13 protein-coding genes are annotated in these 15,200 nt (G+C 70.3%); 6 read left to right on the top strand and 7 right to left on the bottom strand.

Annotation, left to right across the window (positions count from 1 at the left end; all coding sequences use genetic code 11):
- Positions 1 to 2: 2 nt before the first annotated feature.
- Positions 3 to 1,619 (bottom strand): phospholipid carrier-dependent glycosyltransferase, encoded by a 1,617-nt coding sequence (locus tag ABZ552_RS09015; RefSeq protein ID WP_357436368.1) that lies wholly within the window; start codon positions 1,617 to 1,619, stop codon positions 3 to 5.
- Positions 1,620 to 1,903: 284 nt separating this feature from the next.
- On the opposite strand from ABZ552_RS09015, the gene rsmI reads away from it, so the two are divergent.
- Positions 1,904 to 2,743: a 16S rRNA (cytidine(1402)-2'-O)-methyltransferase gene (gene rsmI / locus ABZ552_RS09020; protein WP_357436297.1), complete on the top strand. Its 840-nt coding sequence runs from the start codon at positions 1,904 to 1,906 to the stop codon at positions 2,741 to 2,743.
- Positions 2,744 to 2,810: 67 nt separating this feature from the next.
- Positions 2,811 to 3,563: an isocitrate lyase/phosphoenolpyruvate mutase family protein gene (locus ABZ552_RS09025; protein ID WP_281877542.1), complete on the top strand. Its 753-nt coding sequence runs from the start codon at positions 2,811 to 2,813 to the stop codon at positions 3,561 to 3,563.
- A gap of 96 nt (positions 3,564 to 3,659) precedes the next feature.
- Here ABZ552_RS09025 and ABZ552_RS09030 read toward each other — a convergent pair whose 3' ends face one another.
- Positions 3,660 to 4,328, bottom strand: coding sequence for a TetR/AcrR family transcriptional regulator (locus tag ABZ552_RS09030; protein ID WP_281877544.1), 669 nt, complete (start codon positions 4,326 to 4,328; stop codon positions 3,660 to 3,662).
- A 225-nt stretch (positions 4,329 to 4,553) separates the two neighbouring features.
- Entirely contained in the window at positions 4,554 to 6,140 is a 1,587-nt protein-coding gene (gene metG, locus ABZ552_RS09035) for a methionine--tRNA ligase (RefSeq protein ID WP_357436300.1), read from the bottom strand.
- 59 nt (positions 6,141 to 6,199) lie between these two features.
- On the opposite strand from metG, the gene ABZ552_RS09040 reads away from it, so the two are divergent.
- From ABZ552_RS09040 to rsmA, 3 genes are all read left to right on the top strand, one after another.
- Positions 6,200 to 7,027, top strand: a complete 828-nt coding sequence (locus ABZ552_RS09040; protein WP_281917262.1) for a TatD family hydrolase — start codon at positions 6,200 to 6,202, stop codon at positions 7,025 to 7,027.
- A gap of 197 nt (positions 7,028 to 7,224) precedes the next feature.
- Complete coding sequence (locus tag ABZ552_RS09045) at positions 7,225 to 8,352, top strand: resuscitation-promoting factor (RefSeq protein WP_281917263.1); 1,128 nt, start codon at positions 7,225 to 7,227, stop codon at positions 8,350 to 8,352.
- Positions 8,353 to 8,398: 46 nt separating this feature from the next.
- Positions 8,399 to 9,280, top strand: coding sequence for a 16S rRNA (adenine(1518)-N(6)/adenine(1519)-N(6))-dimethyltransferase RsmA (gene rsmA, locus ABZ552_RS09050; RefSeq protein WP_357436302.1), 882 nt, complete (start codon positions 8,399 to 8,401; stop codon positions 9,278 to 9,280).
- A 60-nt stretch (positions 9,281 to 9,340) separates the two neighbouring features.
- Here rsmA and ABZ552_RS09055 read toward each other — a convergent pair whose 3' ends face one another.
- Both ABZ552_RS09055 and ABZ552_RS09060 read right to left on the bottom strand, forming a co-directional pair.
- On the bottom strand, positions 9,341 to 9,547 hold the full coding sequence (locus ABZ552_RS09055) for a copper ion binding protein (protein ID WP_281877552.1): 207 nt from the start codon (positions 9,545 to 9,547) through the stop codon (positions 9,341 to 9,343).
- A gap of 220 nt (positions 9,548 to 9,767) precedes the next feature.
- Complete coding sequence (locus ABZ552_RS09060) at positions 9,768 to 11,570, bottom strand: ABC-F family ATP-binding cassette domain-containing protein (protein WP_357436304.1); 1,803 nt, start codon at positions 11,568 to 11,570, stop codon at positions 9,768 to 9,770.
- Positions 11,571 to 11,838: 268 nt separating this feature from the next.
- Here ABZ552_RS09060 and ABZ552_RS09065 point away from each other — a divergent pair, with 268 nt between their 5' ends.
- Positions 11,839 to 12,687, top strand: coding sequence for an LLM class flavin-dependent oxidoreductase (locus tag ABZ552_RS09065; RefSeq protein WP_357436306.1), 849 nt, complete (start codon positions 11,839 to 11,841; stop codon positions 12,685 to 12,687).
- A 692-nt stretch (positions 12,688 to 13,379) separates the two neighbouring features.
- Here the strand turns inward: ABZ552_RS09065 and ABZ552_RS09070 are convergent.
- Positions 13,380 to 14,315, bottom strand: coding sequence for a 4-(cytidine 5'-diphospho)-2-C-methyl-D-erythritol kinase (locus ABZ552_RS09070; protein ID WP_281877556.1), 936 nt, complete (start codon positions 14,313 to 14,315; stop codon positions 13,380 to 13,382).
- 88 nt (positions 14,316 to 14,403) lie between these two features.
- On the bottom strand, positions 14,404 to 15,156 hold the full coding sequence (locus ABZ552_RS09075; RefSeq protein ID WP_281877557.1) for an SDR family oxidoreductase: 753 nt from the start codon (positions 15,154 to 15,156) through the stop codon (positions 14,404 to 14,406).
- Positions 15,157 to 15,200 lie beyond the last annotated feature (44 nt).

A 15,200-nucleotide genomic window follows, 5' to 3' on the forward strand; every position in this document is an offset into this window, starting at 1 on the left:
TACTACCTCCAGCTGGGCAGCCAGAGATGGTCGTGCCAGTTGCCCGGCGTGATCGGCAGGGCGGTGAGGATCGGCCACAGCCAGATGAAATTGGCGATCACCAGGCCGAGGTAGAGGCATACCGCGAGCAGTCCGAGGCTGCGCCGCTCGTTCGGCGGGGCGGGCAGGTAGGTCCCGGCGGGGCTGCGCGGAATCGTGCTCGGGCGCGCCGGGCCCAGCACGTCGCCCAGCACCAGCGCCACGCCCATCGCCAGGAACGGGGCCATCGGGACGGCGTAGAAGTAGTACATCTGCCGATCGAGCGTGGCGAACCAGGGCAGCAGGGCGGCGCCGTAGCCGACCAGCACCACGCCGTAGCGCCAGTCGCGACGGACCACCGCGCGCCACAGCATCCAGGCCAGGACCGGAAACGCGACCCACCAGATGGCGGGCGTCCCGATCAGCATCACGGCCTTCACGCACTGGGCCTGGCCGCACCCGGAGACGCCGCTGTCGGCGTAGTAGTACAGCATCGGCCGCAGGCCCATGGGCCAAGTCCACGGCTTGGACTCCCACGGGTGATGATTACCCGCCGAATTGGTCAGCTCCGTGTGGAATTCCAGCGATCTGGCGTTGAAGTACCACAGCGAGCGCAGCGCACCTGGCACCACATGCGACCAGAATCCGCCGGTACCGATCGGGTCGGTCGGCGCCGAAGGATTGCCCGGCATATACCGGTACACACCGGTCTCGCTCGCGACCCAGGCCCAGTAGCTCGCCAGGTAGACGCCGAGGGGCACCAGCACCAGCGCGTAGAGCGCGGGCCCGATATCGCGCAGCGCGACGCCGAGCCAAGGGCGGCGCACCCCGTACATCCGCCGCGCCGAAAGGTCGAAATAGACGCTCATCAGGCCGAAGGCGGCGATGAAATAGATCCCGGACCATTTGGTTCCGCACGCCAGGCCGAGCAGCACGCCCGCGCCGAAACGCCACCAGCGCACCCCGAGACGCGGTCCGAGATCCGTCACGCCGATCCGGCCCTGCGCGTCCGCGCGCGCGAACCGGGCGCGGATCTCGTCACGGTCGACGATCAGGCAGCCGAAGGCGGCGGTGACGAACAGCGCCATGAAGATGTCGAGCATGCCGATGCGCGAGGAGACGAAGGTGAGGCCGTCGGCGATCAGCAGGATGCCCGCGATCGCGCCGATCAAGGTGGAGCGCGCCAGCCGGCGCACGATCCGGATCACCAGCAGCACCAGCACGGTCCCGGCGAGCGCGGCGGTGAAACGCCAGCCCCAGCCGTTGTAGCCGAACATCGCCTCGCCGATCGCGATGAACTGCTTGCCGACGGGGGGATGCACCACCAGTCCGTAGCCGGGATTGTCCTCCACCCAGCCGCCGGTGAGCATCTGCCAGGCCTGCGGGGCGTAGTGTTTCTCGTCGAACACGGGGGTGCCCGCGTCGGTCGGGTAGTTGAGCATCGTGAAGCGCGTCACCGCGGCGATCGCGGTGAGGAAGGCCGTCACCAGCCAGCCGCGCAGGCGGTCGGTCGGCCCGAAGTCGAGTGGCGGCCGCAGCGGTCCCGGGCTCGACCAGGAGGGCACGGTCCCGAACCGTGCGGTCGCGCGCTGGTCGGTCACCTGGGTCACGCCCCGATCGTATGCTGTGCCGCCTCTCCGGGTATTCAGGCCATACGCGTTGGGTGGTTGTACGAGTTGCGTCCAGGTCCTGCGTCGGGTGCCGCTCGAGGTTCGGGCGTACCCGGGGAGTTACCCATGTACATGCGAGATCAGCTGTCGCGTCGGGTGTAGTTCTCGAGATGAACCCGGCCCAGGACCGGAGACCCGCCCGTGGTCGTCGCCGACAGCGGAATACGCTACGAACGTTGTATGGCCGGAATACCCGGAGAGGCGGGACAGCGACAGTGACGACGGGCAGGCTGGTGCTCGCGGCGACACCGATGGGCGACATCGGGGATGCCTCGCAGCGCCTGCGCGAGGGACTGGCGACCGCCGACGTGGTGGCCGCCGAGGACACGCGCCGTACCAGAGCGCTGGCCAAGGCGCTCGGCGTCGAGATCTCCGGCCGGGTGGTCAGCTTCTACGATCACGTCGAGACCGCACGGATTCCGGCGCTGCTCGACGACATCGCCGACGGCCGCACGGTGCTGCTGGTGACCGACGCGGGCATGCCGTCGGTGAGCGATCCCGGCTACCGCATGGTGGCGGCGTGCGTGGAGCGTGATCTGCCGGTGACCTGCCTGCCCGGCCCGTCGGCGGTGACCACGGCGCTCGCGCTGTCGGCCCTGCCGGTGGAACGGTTCTGCTTCGACGGTTTCGCGCCGCGTAAGTCCGGCCAGCGCCGGGAATGGTTGCGCACGCTGGCGGCGGAATCGCGTGCCTGCGTTTTCTTCGAGGCGCCGCACCGGCTCGCCGACTGCCTGGCCGACGCGGTGGAGATCCTCGGCCCGGACCGCCGCGCCGCCGTCTGCCGGGAGCTGACCAAGACCTACGAGGAAGTGGTCCGCGGCACCCTGGCCGAACTGGCCGAGTGGGCCGTCGAGGGCGCGCGCGGCGAGATCACCGTGGTGCTCGCGGGCGCCCAGCCCACCTCCGCCGACCCCGCGGACCTGGTCGGCGCCGTGGAAACCCTGACCGCAACCGGCGTCCGCCTCAAGGACGCCTGCGGCGAGGTCGCCGCCGCCCACGCCGTCTCCCGTCGCGAGCTCTACGACGCGGTGCTCACCGCGCGCCGCGGCTCCTAGCCCGCTGTGAGCTTTCGCTCCGCGCGGGTGGTCGACCCGGGGTGCGGCGGCGGGCATGATCATCGGTATGACTTCTCTGGAGAGCAAGGCCACGACGTTTCTCGGGTTGCACGTGCCGGGGGATCCGGGGGTCTTCCCGACGGTGTGGGATGCCTGGTCCGCGAAAGTCGCTGTGGCGGCGGGCTTTCCCGCGCTGACGGTGGGCAGCCATCCGCTGGCCGACTCGATCGGACGCGCGGACGGCGAGGGGATGACGTTCGACGAGTCGCTGACCCGGGTCCGGCAGATCACGGCGGCGGTGGACGTTCCGGTGTCGGTGGACATCGAGTCGGGCTACGGGCAGGATCCCGCGCGGCTGGTCGAGGGCCTGCTCGAGGCGGGGGCGATCGGACTGAACATCGAGGACACCGTGCACAGCGAAGGCAAGCGTCTGCGGACGGCGCAGGAGCACGCCGATCTCGTGCACGGCCTCCGCAAGGCCGCAGACGCGACGGGCGTGCACCTGGTGATCAACGCGCGCACCGACCTTCTCCTGCGCCAGGACGGCGACGAGGCCGACCGGCTGGACCGCGCCATCGAGCGGTTGAAGCTGGCCGCCGAGGCGGGCGCGGACGTGCTGTTCCCGGTGGGCCGCCACGCCGACGCCGACATGCGCCGCCTCACCGGTGAACTGCCGCTGCCGATCAGCGCGACCGTCCTCCCGGATCAGGCCGACAAGGCCGCCCTCGCCGATCAGGGCGTCGCGCGGATCACCTTCGGTCCGTTCCTGCAGGCCGCGCTGACCAAGGAGATCGACGCGCTGCTCGGCCGCTGGAAGTGAGAACGCGGTTCGGCGTGCGCGGCATTCGGGCGCCGCGCCGACCGGGCCCCACCGGCGGGCGGCGGCAGCGCACCGGCGAACACGTCGCCCGATGCTTCAGGAGGGAACGGGTAGTCCCAGGGCGCTCATGACGAACTGGACGAACAGCGGCGCCAGCTCCGGCACGCGAGCGGGTCCGTCGGAGACGATGACCCGCCGCGTGCGCTCGCCGATCGCGTCCGGAATCAGGGCGATGAGCCCGTCGGAGAGTTCGGGCAGCGTCGGGTCCGCCGCGCGAGCCTGGTCGTAGAACACCCGGTACAGCTGCGCGAAGCGGTCCACGGCCAGGTCGCGGTAGCCGACGGCCTCCTGGTTCACCTTGAACGACTCCACGAGCACCAGCCGGGCGAAATCCGGCTCGGTGGCGACGGTCCGGCAGAAGGTGACCACGATGGACTCGATCTTCGCGTAGGCGTCGGCGTCCGGCGGCAATTGGGCGAGTTCGTCCGCGATGCGGGTCGCCATGATGTCGACGCCGGTGTGCACCGCCTCGGCGAAGCATTCCTCTTTGTTGGCGAAATGGTCGTAGAAGGTGGTGCGCGAAACCCTGGCCCTGGCGACGATGTCGGTGAGCGTGGTGGCCGGATAGCCCTTGCTGTCCACCGACTCCACCATCGCCTCGACCAGCCTGCCGCGTTGCGACGTGAGCACGGCTTCGCGTGCCGCCCGATGCCGCTCGGCGAAACCGGACCGGTGAACGGATGCCGTCGCATGCTGCTGGCCCATGGGTGCCCTCTCTGTGCCGGAACCGATTCCGAACGGAACGTTGTCGTACCGATCGCACACGGTCCGGGGGCGTCACCAGGCCGCGAACCGGTGTTTCATTATCCGACAACGCATTCCACACCGGGAAGGCAGGTGGATCCACCGGTGGGCAGACCACCGTGGAATGCGGCGAAAGTGTTGTGCGCCTTGCTGTTCCGGCCCGCCGCGGGACGGGCCGGAACCGGGTCAGTCCTTCGGCTCGACGTACTTGGGGAACACCGGTTCCGGTGCGGGCAGCGCCGCCCCGGGTTCGATCGGCGTCGCGATGTCGGCGAACGTCCGGTTCTGCTGGCCCAGCTGGTCGAGGATGCGGCTCGCCGATCCCGGCAGCACCGGCTGCACCAGGATCGCGACGATGCGCAGCACTTCCAGCGTCACGTACAGCACGGTGGCCTCGCGGGCCAGATCCTCCGGCGTGCCGGACTTCGCCAGCGCCCACGGCGCCTGCGCGGAGAAGTACCGGTTCGTCTCGCCGAGGGTCAGCCAGATCGCCTCCAGCGCCAGATGCATCTGCTGCGCGTCGAATTCGGCGCGGCAGCGCTCCAGCAGGCCGCCCGCCAGATCCAGCAAGGCGCGGTCGTCGGCGGTGAACTCGCCGGGCGTCGGTACCACGCCGCCGCAGTCCCGGGCCACCAGCTTGGTGCTGCGCTGCACCAGATTGCCGAACTCGTTGGCCAGGTCGCTGTTGATCCGGCTCACGATGGCGTCGTGGCTGTAGCTGCCGTCCTGACCGTAGGAGATCTCGCGCAGCAGGAAGAAGCGCACCGCGTCCAAGCCGTAGCTCTCGACCAGCTCCAGCGGGTCGACCACGTTGCCGACCGACTTGGACATCTTCTCGCCCTTGTTGTACAGGAAGCCGTGCACGAACACGCGTTTCGGCAGCTCCACGCCGGCCGACATGAGGAACGCGGGCCAGTACACGGTGTGGAACCGCGTGATGTCCTTGCCGATGATGTGCACGTCGGCGGGCCAGAACTTGCCGAACGCGGCCGACTCGGTGTCCGGGAAGCCGACGCCGGTGATGTAGTTGGTGAGTGCGTCCACCCACACGTACATGACGTGGTCGGGATGACCGGGCACCGGCACGCCCCAGTCGAAGGTGGTGCGCGAGATGGACAGGTCCTTCAGACCCGCCTTGACGTAGCTGACGATCTCGTTGCGCCGGGTGGCGGGCGCGATGAATTCCGGGTGCTCTTCGTAGAGCGCGAGCAGCTTGTCCTGGTAGGCCGACAGCCGGAAGAAGTAGTTCGATTCCTCGGTCCAGGTGACCGGCGTCTTGGACTCGGTGGAGATGCGGGTGCCGTCCTCCAGCACCGTGGTCTCCTCATCGGTGTAGAACGCCTCGTCCCGCACCGAGTACCAGCCCGAGTAGTTGCCCAGGTAGATGTCTCCGTTGGCCAGCATCCGCTCCCAGATGGCGGCGCAGGCCGCCCGGTGGTCCTCGTCGGTGGTGCGGATGAACCGGTCGAAGGAGATGTCGAGCGTCTTGTCCAGCGCCTCGAACACGTCGGAGTTGCGCGCGGCGAGCTCTTCCACCGGGATGCCCTCGGCGACCGCGGCCTGCTGCATCTTCTGCCCGTGCTCGTCGGTGCCGGTCATGAAGAACACGTCGTAGCCGTCGAGGCGCTTGAAGCGGGCGATGGCGTCGGCCGAGATGTACTCGTAGGCGTGCCCGATGTGCGGCGCGCCGTTCGGATAGGCGATGGCCGTGGTGATGTAGAAGGCGGGGCGGTCAGCTTCGCTCATGGTGTGTCTACTGTAATGCGCGTGCATTCTTTCGCTCGCGTGAATATGCCCCTGGTCGATGCGTTCGCGTCGGGCCGGGGACGCCGATGAGCGCCGCTCGGCCCGCGCCGGAGCTGCCCGAGCCGCTGTCGCCGATCGTGGACGCGCACACCCATCTGGACGCCTGCGGCGCGACCGACGCGGTGTCCACCGCGGCGATCCTGGACCGCGCCGCTTCGGTCGGCGTCGGCCGGGTGGTCACCGTCGCCGACGACCTGGCCGCCGCGCGGTGGGCGGTGCGGGCCGCGCACTGGGACGATCGCGTGTTCGCCGCTGTCGCGCTGCACCCGACCAGGGCGAACGCGCTCGACGACGAGGCGAGGGCGGAGCTGGAGCGCCTGGCCGACGACCCGCGGGTGGTCGCCGTGGGGGAGACCGGTCTCGACTACTACTGGCCGGGCAAGCTGGACGGCTGCGCCGACATCGAGACGCAGATCGAGGGTTTCCGCTGGCACATCGACCTGGCCAAACGGGTCCGCAAGCCGCTGATGATCCACAACCGCGAGGCCGATCACGACCTGCTGACCGTGCTGCTGGACGAGGGCGCGCCGGACCGCGTGATCTTCCACTGCTTCTCCTCCGACACCAACATGGCGCTGTCCTGCGTGGCCGAGGGCTACATCCTGAGTTTCTCCGGGACGGTGAGCTTCAAGAACGCGCACGAGTTGCGGGAGGCGGCCAAGGTGGTGCCCGACGACCAGATCCTGGTCGAGACGGACGCGCCGTATCTGACGCCGCACCCGTTCCGGGGAGCGCCGAACGAGCCGTACTGCCTGCCGTACACCGTGCGAGCGCTCGCCGAGCTGCGCGAGCAGGATCCGGTGGAACTGGCGAAGATCACCACCGACAACGCACGCCGCGTCTACCGGATCTGAGCGGCGCGCCCGCGCACCCGAGGGGCGTCGCGGATGCCCGGAATGCATCGGTGTATGCGAAATGTGTCCTATGTCACTTTCGGCGTTCCGTTTCGTGATTTACCTGCGGGGTCGATATTCGATCGTGATATTGAAAAGGCGCTGTTCCGGAGCTTGCTGTTGTCGGCGCCCGACCCCCTCGTTATCGTGCTGTGACCATGTCCCCCTTCACGCGGATCAACCAGTCGCGTTCGCCGCTGCTGCACCTCGCGGTCGGCGCGCTGCTGCTGACGCTGATCGTCGGCGCCGGCCTCGCGATCGTGAATCGCAAGACGGTGACCGTGGTCGTGGACGGCGAGAAGCTCTTCCAGACCACCATGTCGCGGGACGTGCGCGGCGTGCTGAAGGCGGCGGGCTTCATCGTGACCGACCGGGACAAGGTGGCTCCCGCGCTGGCCGCGCACATCGGCGACGGCGCGACCATCACCCTCAACCGCGCTCGCGAGGTCGATCTGTCCGTCGACGGCATGACGCAGAAGGTCTGGACCACCGGGGTCACCGCGGGTGAAGCGCTCGAGCAGCTGAGGATCCCGAAAGAGGTGTACGTCTCGCCCGCCCGCGACGAGCGGCTCCCGCTACAGGGCGCCACGCTCATGATCGCGACTCCGCGCATGGTGTCGCTGGTGGACGGCATCGGCAATCCGGTGGACGTGCGCGCCGCCGCGCCCACTGTCGGCAAGTTCCTCGAGGTCGCCGGGATCCCGCTGATCGAGCAGGACTCCGTCGAGCCCGCCGCGTCCACCCCGCTGACGAACGGCCTGCGCGTCACCGTGACGCGCAAGCGAGTCGAACAGCAGACCGAGACGTTGCCGCTGGATCCGCCGGAGAACGTCATCGAAGACCCGACCATGAACATGAGCCGCACGGTGGTGGAGTCCCCCGGCGCTCCCGGAGTGCAGAACGTCACGTTCGCGGTCACCATGGTCAACGGCCAGGAAGTCGACCGTAAGCCGGTCGCTTCGACCGTCACCGTGGCTGCGCAGCCCAAGACCGTCCGCAAGGGCGCCAAGCCGGGCACCGAGGTGCCCCCGGTGCGCGACGGCGCGATCTGGGACGCGCTGGCTCGCTGCGAGTCCACCGGCAACTGGTCGATCAACACCGGCAACGGTTACTACGGCGGCGTGCAGTTCGACCAGGGCACCTGGGAGCGGCAGGGCGGGCTGCGGTACGCCCCGCGCGCCGATCTGGCCACCAGGGAAGAACAGATCGCCATTGCCGAGATCACCCGGCAGCGGCAGGGCTGGGGCGCCTGGCCCGCGTGCACCGGCCGGCTCGGCATCAGCTGACCTGCACCGGACCCGGGGGCCGCGGCGCGGTTGATAGATTCTCGAGGTGTCCGAACCTGAAATTTCCGCTCGTGGGAGTGCGGCGCTCCTCGGGCCCGCCGAGGTGCGGGTGCTCGCCGAACGGTTCGGGGTGCGACCGACCAAGCAACTCGGGCAGAACTTCGTGCACGACGCGAACACGGTGCGGCGGATCGTCGCGGCCGCGGGAGTGGGGCGCGGGGACGTGGTGCTCGAGGTCGGCCCCGGTCTCGGTTCGCTGACCCTCGCGCTGCTGGACGTGGTGGACTCGGTGGTCGCGGTCGAGATCGATCCCGTGCTGGCGCGTCATCTTCCCAAGACTGTCGCCGACCGGGCGCCGGATCTGGCGGCCCGCCTGTCGGTGGTCGAGGCGGACGCGCTGCGCGTCACCGCCGCGGACCTGCCCGCCGCGCCGACGGCGCTGGTGGCCAACCTCCCGTACAACGTGGCGGTGCCGGTGCTGCTGCATCTGCTGGCCGAATTGCCCACCCTCGCGGTCGCTTTGGTGATGGTGCAGGCCGAAGTGGCCGATCGGCTGGCCGCCGAGCCCGGCAACCGCACCTACGGCGTGCCCAGCGTGAAGGCGGGCTTCTTCGGGACGGTCCGGCGTGCCGGAGCGGTGGGCACCCAGGTGTTCTGGCCGGTGCCGCGAGTCGAGTCGGGTCTGGTGCGGATCGATCGCTTCGCCGAGCCGCCGTGGCCGATGGACGCCGAGCATCGCCGCCGCGTCTTCGAAGTCGTCGACGCCGCTTTCGCGCAGCGCCGCAAGACCCTGCGCGCCGCGCTGGCCGCCTGGGCTGGTTCGCCCGCTGAAGCGGAGCGTCGTCTGGTCGCCGCGGGCATCGCCCCTACGGCTCGCGGTGAAACCCTCGACACCGCGGCCTTCGTCCGGTTGGCCGCTCAGGCGTAGCGCGTCGCGAAACAATGGCTCCCCGCGCCGGACTGCCGGTGCGAGGAGCCACGCGGCGGGTCAGACGGCGACTTCGTAGCCCGCTTCGTCCACGGCGGCGACGACGTCGGCGTCGGCGATCGGCGCGGTGCTGTCGACGCGCACCGCGCCGCTGGCGAGGTCCACATCCACGCTGGTCACGCCGTCGATCTTGCCGATCTCGGTCTTGACGGAGCTGACGCAGTGCCCGCAGGTCATCCCCGTGACGGTGTAGGTGGTGGTGGGCATGTCCGACTCCTTCGCATCCAAATTCTCATACGGGCGGGGGGTACCCCGACTCCTGAAACATACCCCCAGCGGGTATGGTCATGCAAGGGTGGCGTCGCACTGAGTGTCCCCCGCGGAGTGCGAAATTCGACGCGGTCGGCGTTCTCGCGGGCGAACACCACGGACAGCACCCTCGGCTGATCGGCTCTACCGAGTCGGCCGGGCGCGGTCCGGCCGGGGACTACACACCCTCGGCAAGTTCCAGCCAGCGCTCTTCGGCCGTCTCCTTCTCCGCCAGCACTTGCTTGAGCTCCGCGCCCAGGGTGACCAGTTTGTCCGGCTCGGTGGCCGCGTCGGCCAGCGCGGAGTGCAGACGCTGTTCGCGTTCGGACAGTTTGTCGATGGCGCGTTCCAGCCGGGTCAGCTCCTTGCGGGCCGCGCGGTAGGCGGCCGAGTCGGTGGCGGGCGCGTCGGCGGGTTTGGTCTCCGGCGTGGCGGCGCGGGTCCGGCTCGCCGCGAGGGCCGCGCGCTTGGCGAGGTACTCCTCGATGCCCCCGGGCAAGTTCGTCAGCTTGCCGTCGCCGAACAGCGCCCAGGTGGAGTCGCAGATCCGCTCGATGAGGTACCGGTCGTGGCTGATCACCACCAGGGTGCCCGCCCAGTTGTCGAGCAGGTCCTCCAACTGTTGCAGGGTGTCGATGTCCAGGTCGTTGGTCGGCTCGTCGAGCAGCAGCACGTTCGGTTCGGACATCAGGATGCGGGTCAGTTGCAGGCGCCGCCGCTCGCCGCCGGACAGGTCGCCGACCGGCGTGCGCTGGCGGGCGGGGCTGAACCCGAGCCGCTCGGCCAGCTGGCCCGCCGAGATCTCCTTGTCGCCCAGCATGATTCGCTGTGCGATCTGCTGCACCGCCTCCAGCACGCGCAGGTCGGTCGGCAGGTCGTCGAGTTCCTGGCGCAGCCAGCCGATCTGCACGGTCTGGCCTTGGACGCGCTTGCCCGCGGCCAAGGTCGTGTCGCTGTCGCCCGCCAGGGCGCGCAGCAGCGTCGTCTTGCCCGAGCCGTTGACGCCGACCAGGCCGACACGCTCGCCCGGCGCCAGCCGCCAGGTCAGGTCCCGCACCAGCTCCCGGCCATCCGGCGTGGTGAGCGTGGCGTCCTCCAACTCCACGACGACGCGACCGAGGCGCTTGCGCGCGAAGGCCGCCAGCGAGACGCTGTCGCGCGGCGGCGGCACGTCGGCGATCAGGGCTTCGGCGGCCTCGACCCGATAGCGCGGCTTCGAGGTGCGCGCCTGCGGGCCGCGCCGCAACCAGGCCAGTTCCTTGCGGGCCAGGTTGCGCCGCCGGGCCTCGGAGGCGTCCGCCTGGCGGGCGCGCTCGGCGCGGGCGAAGATCCAGTCGCCGTAGCCGCCCTCGTAGCTCTCGACCTTGCCGCCGACCACTTCCCAGGTGCTGGTGGCCACGGTGTCGAGGAACCAGCGGTCGTGGGTCACCACGACCAATGCGCTGCGTCGGCCGAGCAGATGCGCGGCCAGCCATTGCACGCCCTCCACGTCCAAGTGGTTGGTCGGCTCGTCGAGCACCAGCAGGTCCAGTTCGCGCACCAGCGCGGCGGCGAGCGCGACCCGGCGCCGCTCACCGCCGGACAGATTGTCCACCCGGGTGTCCATGCCGAGATCGGCGATGCCGATGCCTTCCATCACCGAGCGGATGCGCGGGTCGGCGGCCCATTCGTGTTCGGCGACCTCGTCGGTCATGGCGTCGTCGGCCAGCCCGGCCAGCACCACCGAACCGACCGTCGCGCCCGCGGGCAGTACGCCGCGCTGGGTGACCACGGCCATGCGCAGGCCGCCGAGCCGGCTGACCCGGCCGCTGTCGGGTTCCTCGATGCCGGTGAGCACCTCGAGCAGGGTGGTCTTGCCGCCGCCGTTGAGGCCGACGACTCCGATCCGTTCGCCCGCGTGCACGCCGAGCGAGACGTTGTCCAGCAGCGGCTTGATCCCGAAGCTCTTGTGGACCTGTTCGAGGTTGATCAGGTTGGACATGGATCCTTCCGTGTCTTGCGCGGGCGGGCCGATGATCGCCCCGGGCCAGCGTACCGACCTGCGCCGGTCGCCCGTCGGCCCGGCGAAGGGCGGCGCGCTTGCGTGACGAACGATGTTCGTTTAGATTGAGCGCGAACGAACAGTGTTCGTTCAGTGCAACCGAATCGGCGCTCCCCAGAAGTACAGCCGCAGAGTGGGACGCCCGCCTCGGATCGAGGCGTCGGCGGGCGGCACCCATTCCCTTTCGCTCTACCTCTGGAGGATTGCCATGCATGTCGGCCTCGGCCTGCCCATTTCCGATCCCGCCGCGTTGCTCGACTGGGCCCGGCGCGCCGACGCGGGCCCGTTCCGCACCCTCGGCCTGCTCGACCGGCTGGTCTACGACAACCCTGAACCGTTGATCGCGCTGGCCACGCTCGCCGGCGCGACCAGCCGTGTCCAGGTGCAGACCGAAGTGCTGCTCGCGCCGCTGCGCGACCCGGTGCTGCTCGCCAAGCAGGTTGCCACCCTGGACCGGATGTCCGGCGGGCGCCTGGTGCTCGGTCTCGGCGTCGGCGGTCGCGCCGACGACCACCGAGCGTCGGGCACCGAGCTGCGCACGCGCGGCCGCCGCATGGACGAGCAGCTCGCGCTCATGCGCCGCCTGTGGGCGGGCGAGCCGTACGACGCGGAGTGCGGACCCATCGGCCCCGCGCCGCTGCGCCCGGAAGGGCCCGAGATCCTGTTCGGCGGCTTCCAGCCCGCCGCGCTCGACCGTATCGGGCGGTGGGGCGGCGGATTCCTCGCCGCCGTTCCGCCCTCCTGGGCGGGCAAACTCTTCGATACCGCGCGCCGTTCCTGGACCGACCACGGCCGAGCGGGTGAACCGAGGATCGTCGCCCAGGTCAACGTCGCCCTCGGTCCCGATCACGTGATCGAGGACGCTCGCGCGTCGATGGGCGCCTACTACGGGTTCAGCGACTACACCGAGGGCATCCTCGCGGGCCTGCTCACCACGCCCGCGCAGATCCGCACCACCATCGCCGAATTCGGCGACCTCGGCGCGGACGAAGTGATGTTCTATTGCTACGGGCGCGATGCCGACCAGGTCGATCGCCTCGCCGACGCGCTGCCCTGAGCGGCGCGGTGCACGAGTCCCGGAGAACCGGGCGGTCAGCGGAATCCGGTCGCTCCCGGGACCGGTCGCGTATTCCGGTGGTAGCGGCAACGTGCGCATTCGCGCGTTCGTCCCGGTGCCACGCGGACCGGGATGCACCTGCCGCTGTGCAGCGCTCGCCCCGTCGCCGTTCGGAGGGATAACCGCGCGGTAGCCACAACCGTGGTCGACTGGGGTGTTTCGACCTTCCCGGCCGCGCCGCACGCCTCGCCCCCGACCGCGGTGTCGGCGACCGCCCGTTTTTGTGTGGGTCGAGCGGTGATCGTCGCTTCTCTGATGAGTCGACGCTGGGCATACGCGGGCACGGGATCGTCGGCTGTTCATGTCCGGCGGCGGGCGCGAGTTCGCCCGCCGCCGTGCCCGGCGTCGGCCTTGTGCGACGGTCGGTGCTAGCCCGACGGTCGGGCTGAGGATGCGCATGCGGCGGGGGTTCGCCAGCTGTCCGCTCGCTGCGGTGGATGGCTGCGCTCGGTGGATGGGGTGTCTGCGACTTGGCCCGGGCTACCGGGGATATGGGGCCGGTCAGTGCTCGCCCGACGGTCGGGCTGAGGATGTGTCTGCGCCGGGGTTCGCCAGCCATCCGCACGCGGCGGTGGACGCCCGAGCCTGGCGGATGCGGTGGCTCGTTCCGGGTCTCGGCGGTATGCGGCCGGTTAGTGCTTGCTCGACGGGTCGGCGCTGAGGATGCGCGCACCCGGCACGGGTCCGCTGGCCGTCCGCACGCTGCGGCAGACGCCGGCGCCGGCGAGTTCGGCGGCCACCGAGATCGCCGATTCCTCGCTCTCGCACAGGAACGCGCAGGTGGGACCGGAGCCGGACACCAGCCCGGCCAGCGCGCCTGCGGTCACGCCCGCGCGCAACGTGCGGCGCAGCTCCGGTTTCAGCGACACCGCGGCCGCCTGGAGATCGTTGCCGAGCAGGGGCGCGAGCTGCCGCGGGTCGCCCGAGGCCAGAGCTTGCATCAGCTCTTGCGGCTCGCCGAGCCGGGGCGGTTCGCCGTGCTCGCGCAACCGGTCCAGCTCGGCGAACACCGCGGGGGTGGACAGGCCGCCCTTGGCGAAGGCGAGCACCCAGTGAAAGGTGTTGCGCGACAGCACCGGCAGCAGGCGCTCGCCGCGGCCGGTGCCCAGCGCGGTGCCGCCGTGCAGGGCGAACGGCACGTCGCTGCCGAGTTCGGCCGCCACCGCCCCCAGTTCATCCCTGGACAACCCCAGGTCCCACAGCTCGTTCAGGCCGACCAGCGCGGCGGCGGCGTCGGCGCTGCCGCCCGCCATGCCCCCGGCCACCGGAATGCCTTTGGCGATGGCGATTTCCACCAGGGGAGCGCGGCCGCCGAGGTGCGCGAGCCGTACGGCCGCCTTCCAGACCAGGTTCGTCCGGTCGGTCGGCACTTCCGCGGCGCCCTCTCCGGTGACCCGGACGGTCAGCGAACCCGACGGCGAGATCTCCAGATCGTCGCTCAGGGACAGTGCTTGGAACACCGTGGTCAGGTCGTGGTAGCCGTCGGCACGCAGGTCGCCCACTCCGAGATGGAGGTTCACCTTCGACGGCGCCCGCACGGTGACGGGACTAGGCACAACTGACAGCACGGTGCTCAAGCCTAATGGGAGCGGCCGGGCGACGCCGGTCCGTAGCTCGCACCGAGGCGGGCAGCCGAAGGCCCGGCTTCCCGGCGCGTCAGAGCAGTGCGCCGCCGGTGGCATCGATCCACTGGCCGGTCACCCACCGCGCCTCGTCGGAGGCGAGGAACCCGACTACATCGGCCACGTCGGCGGGCTGGCCCACGCGGTGCAGCGGGGACATCGCCGCCACCGCCGCCTGGGTCTCGGCGTCGCGCAGCCAGTGGGCGTTCATGTCGGTGTCGATGATGCCGGGCGCCACCGCGTTCACGGTGATGCCGCGTGCGCCGACCTCCTTGGCGAGCACGCTGGTGAAGCTGTCGATCGCGGCCTTGGTCATGGTGTAGGCGATCAGTTGGGGCATGTGCGCGCCGTGCGTGAGGCCGGTGGAGATGTTGACGATCCGGCCGCCCGTACGCAACCGGTCCAGCCCGAGGCGGGTGATGAAGAAGGGCGCCTTGGCGTTGATCGCGAAGACCCGGTCGAACGCCGCCTCGTCGGTCCCGGCGATGGGCTCCCGGATGACGTCGGCGCCCGCGTTGTTCACCAGGATGTCCAATCCGTCGGCGTGCGCGTCGAACGCCGCCCACAGCGCCTGCGCGTCACCCGGCACGCCCAGTTCGGCCCGGATGGCGAACGCCGCGCCGCCCGCCGCCTCGATCGCGGCCACGGTCGCCTTCGCCGCCTGCTCGTCGGCGTTGTAGTGGACCGCCACGCGTGCGCCGTCGCGCCCGAGTCGTTCGGCGATCGCCCGGCCGATGCCCCTGCTGCTCCCGGTCACCAGTGCCGTCTTGCCCGTCAGTGCGCCCATCGCGAAATCCTTTTCTCTAGCGGTCGCTACAGAAAGCACGGTAG

The sequence above is a fragment of the Nocardia sp. NPDC019219 genome (genome assembly GCF_040632645.1).
In the GTDB taxonomy this organism is placed as follows: domain Bacteria; phylum Actinomycetota; class Actinomycetes; order Mycobacteriales; family Mycobacteriaceae; genus Nocardia; species Nocardia sputorum.